This is a genomic window from Leisingera sp. MMG026, from assembly GCF_021654205.1.
GTDB lineage: Bacteria > Pseudomonadota > Alphaproteobacteria > Rhodobacterales > Rhodobacteraceae > Leisingera.
Genome location: NZ_JAKFZM010000093.1, coordinates 1 through 5076 on the forward strand (window position 1 = coordinate 1; position 5076 = coordinate 5076).

A 5076-nucleotide genomic window follows, 5' to 3' on the forward strand; every position below is an offset into this window, starting at 1 on the left:
GGCCGCTGCCGCTGCTCTGGCATTGCCAGGGCGGCGGGCGGGCGCGGGAGAGCTTCGCTTTCTAAAGGTGGTGCAGGCTTATTCTGCCTTCCACTTGGCGGCCAGATCGCGGGCGTTGCGGGCCAGCACCATGACGTCGATGCCGACCGCCAGAAACTGCGCGCCCATATCCGCATAGGCCTGGGTGGCCTCATCGGTGGTGCCGAGGATACCAGGCGCGATGCCTGCGGCCTTGATGCGGGTGATGGCATCGGCAATTGCCGCGCGCACCTCCGGATGGGCGGAGTTGCCCTGGTGGCCCATGTCGGTGGACAGATCCGCCGGGCCGATGAAGACGCCGTCGATGCCCTCGACCTGCAGGATCTCGTCCAGTGCTGCCATCCCGGCGCGGTTTTCCACCTGCACCAGCAGGCAGATCTCCTGGTCGGCGGTCTGCATGTATTGAGTGACCTTTCCGAACATGGTGGCTCGCGCCGCCGTGGCGCCGACGCCCCGCACGCCCTTGGGCGGGTAGTGGCAGGCGCGGACCAGTTCGCGGGCCTGCTCGGCGCTTTCGACGATCGGCACCAGCACGGTCTGGGCGCCTGCATCCAGCACCTGCTTGATCATCCAGGTCTCACCTACCGGCACCCGCACCACCGGGTGGCTGGGCGAGGCGGCCAGCGCGATCAGCTGGTCGCGTATCGAGCGGATGTCGTTGGGCGCGTGTTCGCCGTCGATCACCAGCCAGTCGAAGCCGCAGGTGCCCATGATCTCGGCAATCTGGCCGTCGGCAAAGCTCATCCAGCAGCCGATCTGGCGTTTACCCTGTGATAGAGCCTGTTTGAAGGTGTTCTTGGGTGCGGGCATGGGCGGGGCCTCCTGTCAGGCGAAGTTGATGGATACCGAGCCGAAGGGGCCGAAATCAGCAATGATTTCCGTACCCGGCGGGCATTCGATGGGGCGGATGAAAGAGCCTGACAGCACGATATCCCCGGCCTCGATCTGTTGTCCATTTTCCGCCATCCGCCGCGCCAGCCATAAGACCGAGGTGGCGGGATCATTCAGAACGCCGGCGCCAAGGCCGGTTTCCTCGACCGTGCCGTTGCGGGCGGCGATGGCACCAACCCAGCGCAGGTCGTGGCCGTCCACTGCGTGGCGCTCTGCCCCAAGCACGACGCCTGCATTGGCGGCGTTGTCGCTGATGGTGTCGGTGATGATGCGGGCCTGGCCGGTTGCCGGGTCCGCGCGCAGGATGCGGGTGTCGAGGATCTCCAGCGAGGGCGCTACATAGTCAGTCGCGGCCAGCACATCTGCGCGGGTGCAATCGGCGCCTGCGAGGGGGGATTTCATGACAAAGGCGATCTCCGCCTCCACCCGCGGCTGGATGAAGCGACCTGCGGGAATTGTGCTGCCATTGGTGAACGCCATGTCATCAAGCAGCACACCGCTGTCCGGCGTTTTGATGTTCAGCGCCTGCTGCATGGCGCGGCTGGTGAGGCCGATTTTCCAGCCGACTTTCTTGCGGCCGGAGGCCAGTTTTTGCCGTAATAGAGCCTGTTGCACAGCATAAGCATCGTCCAGCGTCATGCCGGGATAGGCGAGCGAAAGCAGGCCGCATTGCTGGCCGGTTTGCTCGGCTTTTAGCAGGGCTTTGGCGGCTTCCTGATGCTGCTCGGGGGTCATGTTTCGGCCTCGCCGAACTCATCCGCGACAGTGTTGCGCAAGGTTCCGATGCCCTCGACCTCAACCTGGACCACGTCGCCGGGCACTAGGTATTTTGGCGGGTCGAAGCGGGCGCCTGCGCCGGTGGGGGTGCCGGTAATGATCACGTCGCCGGGCTGCAGGGTGGTGAAGGTGGAGATATAAGCGATCTCCTCGCGGATCGGGAACATCATCCGGCTCAGGGTGTCATCCTGGCGAATCTCGCCGTTCACGCGGGTGATGATGCGGGCCTCATCCAGCTGGGCGGCATCGGTGAAGGGCACCAGCCACGGCCCGATAGAGCCGGAATTGTCCCAGTTCTTGCCTTGCGTCACGTTGAACTTGGCGTGGCGCACCCAGTCGCGGATGGTGCCCTCATTCGCCAGCGTCAGCGCTGCGATGTGATCATAGGCGTCGTCCGGTTGGATCCGGCGGCCGGGTTTGCCGATCACCACGGCGACCTCGCCCTCATAATCCAGCGTATGGTTTTCCGGCGGGCGGATCAGCGGGCGTTCCGCCCCGGTGAAGGAGCGCGGGAAGCGGGGGAACAGGGACATGTGCTTGGGCTGGGATGAACCGTCCTTGTATTCCGCGTTGCGGTTCGGGAAGTTGACGCCAACGCAGATGATCTTTTCCGGGTTGGGGATCGGGATGTCATAGGTGAAATCCGTGTGGGTGGCGGGCTTGCCTGCGGCGGCCTCTGCCAGCACGGGCAGGCCGTTTGACGAAATCACCTCCCGCAGGGTGGGCCACTCGGGGAACTGCGGAGACAGGGCGATCATGCCGGTATCTGTCACCGCGCCATAGAAAGTCTCTCCATTGGCGGAGTAGGTGGCAAAGCGCGTCACTGCAGGCTCCTTGCGATTTCGGTGATAACATCGAAGGCCATCATCACGTCTGCTTTGGTGGTCTCAAACTGGCCCGCCTGGAAGCGGATCACCAGCTGACCGTCGAGGCGGGTCTGGGTCAGGTAGATGCGGCCGTCGTCGTTGATTGCGTTGACTAACGCGAGGTTCAGGTCGTCCAGATCCGTGGCGCCTTCGGGCGCGTATCGGAAGGACCAGAGCGACCACATTGGCGGGGTGGTGATCTCAAAATCAGGCTCTGGCTTCAGCTTGTCGTGCAATTGGGTCGACCAATTGATGTGGTTGCGCAGGCGCTGGCGTAGGCCCTCCAGCCCGTAAGTGCGGATCAGGAACCAGATCTTGAGCGCGCGGAAGCGGCGCCCCAGCGGCACCGACCATTCGGAATAGTTGATGATGCCGTCGTGGTCGTGGGTCTTGAGATATTCCGGGCTGATCGCGAGGGTCTGCACCAGGTCATCCGGGTTCTTCAGGAAATGGGCGGAGCAGTCGAATTGCACGCCCAGCCATTTGTGCGGGTTGAAGACGATACTGTCGGCGCGTTCGACGCCGGGCCAGTAGTGGCGGTATTCCGGGCAGATCATGGCGGAGCCGGCCCAGGCGGCGTCGACATGGGTGTAGAGGCTGTATTTTTGGGCTACATCCAGCACCTTGTCGACAGGGTCAGTGGCGCCAACGCCGGTGCCGCCAACGCAGAGGATGACGCCGGCGGGCTGGTGGCCTGCGGCGAGGTCGGCCTGGATGGCGGCCTCCAGCGCGTCCGGGGCCATGCCGCGCCAGTCGCCCTTGACGGGGACGCGGATCAGGTTCTGTTGACCTATGCCTGCGACCCAGACGGCGCGGTCGATGGAGGTGTGGACCTCCGACGAGCAGTAGATGCGCAGCACTTTCTGACCGAACAGGCCCTGGCTGTTGCCCTGCCAGTTCAGCGCTTTTTCCCGCATGGTCAAGACGGCGGCGAGGGTGGCGGAGGAGGCGGAGTCCTGGATAACGCCCTGGAACTGGTCCGGCAGGTCCAGCGCTTGGCGCAGCCAGTCCATCATCCGGGTTTCCATTTCGGTCGCTGCCGGAGAGGTCTGCCACAGCATGCATTGCGGCGCGATGGCGGAGGCAAGGAATTCGGCCAGTACCGAAGGCGCGGCGGCGTTGGAGGTGAAATAGGCAAAGAAGCGGGGGTGCTGCCAATGGGTGATGCCGGGCATCACGATTTCTTCAAAATCGCGAAAGATCGCCTCCATCCCTTCGCCATCCTCAGGCGGGGTTTGGGGCAGGGCATTCAGCACCTCGCCTGGCGCTGTCTTGGCGCGAACCGGACGGTCGCCGACGGTCAGGTGGTAGTCCTGCGTCCAATCCGCGACCTTGCGGCCCCATTCGGAGAATTCATCCCATTTCATTTTTCTTACCTTGTTCTTATGGGAGTGTGCCCGGCTAGGGGCCGGGCGCGATCCTTTTCATCAGGGTGCAATAATCGGCTGGGCATTCAAGGCGCTGGGTTTCGGGGTGGTGCCTTCGAAGACGGAGCCTTCCTCAAACCAGCTGCGCGGCGCCGGGGCGCCCCAGAGGGTCTGGCGCTGGGGATCGGTGAGCGACCATTTGATCGGCTCCAGGTCCGGATCGACGGTCTGGTAATCGGAGCAGTAGATCTCGATCCGGTGGCCGTCGGGGTCGCGCACATAAAGGAAGAAGGCGTTGGAGATGCCGTGGCGGCCGGGGCCGCGCTCAATGTTTTCCACATAGCCGGTGGTCGACATCAGGTCGAGCAGGTCGATGATATTCAAGGGGTTCGGTACCCAGAAGGCGGTGTGGTGCAGACGGGGGCCAAGGCCATTGGTGAAGGCGACGTCATGCACGCCGCCCTTGCGGTGCATCCAGGCGGCCCAGATCTTGCCGCTGTCGTCATCCTCGGTGAACTCAGTCACGCGGAAACCCATCTCGTTATAGAAGGCGACGGAGGCATCCACATCCGCTGAGAACATGTTGAAATGGTCGATGCGGAGCGGTTTTACCCCGTTGTAGAGCCTGTATTGCTGATGGATCGGCTCCAGGCGATCCATTTTGACATAGAACTCCAGCGGGATGCCCCAAGGATCGCGGGTACGCAAAGTGCGGCCCATATGGGGGCGGTCCACCCACTCAACCGGCAGGTCCTTGGAGGCGAAGAATTCGGCTGCTTTATCCAGGTCCGGTTCGTCATAGAGCTTGAAGCCCAAAACGCCCACGGAGGCCGCGTCTGCCTTGACCAGCACGATGCAGTGGTGGCCGCGTTCCTCCATCGCACGCAAGTAGATGCGGCTGTCGTCCTCATGCGTTACCTGCAGGCCGAGCGTGTCCACATAGAAGGCGCGGGAGGCGGCGGGGTCGGTGACGGCATATTCCACATGGGACAGCCGCACGATGTTGAAGGGCGGATAGAGGTTCGGGGCGGGGACGGGCATGTTTTGAACCTTTCACTTGCAGTAGCGGGCGGGAGCGAGGGGCCGGCCCCGGTCTCTTATAAACAAATACCACCCCACCAGAACCACTCCTCAAA

General features: G+C 63.3%; 5 protein-coding genes. All 5 read right to left on the reverse strand.

Going from position 1 to position 5076, the window contains the following annotated elements; translation table 11 throughout:
- Positions 1-78 precede the first annotated feature (78 nt).
- Genes L1069_RS23325 through hpaD form a run of 5 tightly spaced genes read right to left on the reverse strand, consistent with a single transcriptional unit; the run spans position 79 to position 4981 of the window.
- Positions 79-849, reverse strand: coding sequence for an HpcH/HpaI aldolase/citrate lyase family protein (locus L1069_RS23325; protein WP_237457236.1), 771 nt, complete (start codon positions 847-849; stop codon positions 79-81).
- A 15-nt stretch (positions 850-864) separates the two neighbouring features.
- Positions 865-1665 carry a 2-oxo-hept-4-ene-1,7-dioate hydratase gene (hpaH, locus tag L1069_RS23330; protein WP_237457237.1) on the reverse strand — a complete coding sequence of 267 codons (801 nt, stop codon included), beginning with the start codon at positions 1663-1665 and terminating at the stop codon, positions 865-867.
- The gene (locus L1069_RS23335; RefSeq protein WP_237457238.1) at positions 1662-2531 is read right to left on the reverse strand and encodes a fumarylacetoacetate hydrolase family protein; all 870 of its coding nucleotides are present in this window, start codon (positions 2529-2531) and stop codon (positions 1662-1664) included. The genes hpaH and L1069_RS23335 overlap by 4 nt, the downstream gene beginning before the upstream one ends.
- The gene (locus L1069_RS23340) at positions 2528-3940 is read right to left on the reverse strand and encodes a pyridoxal-dependent decarboxylase (protein ID WP_237457239.1); all 1413 of its coding nucleotides are present in this window, start codon (positions 3938-3940) and stop codon (positions 2528-2530) included. The genes L1069_RS23335 and L1069_RS23340 overlap by 4 nt, the downstream gene beginning before the upstream one ends.
- A 60-nt stretch (positions 3941-4000) precedes the next feature.
- Positions 4001-4981 (reverse strand): 3,4-dihydroxyphenylacetate 2,3-dioxygenase, encoded by a 981-nt coding sequence (hpaD, locus tag L1069_RS23345; RefSeq protein WP_237457240.1) that lies wholly within the window; start codon positions 4979-4981, stop codon positions 4001-4003.
- Positions 4982-5076: the final 95 nt, after the last annotated feature.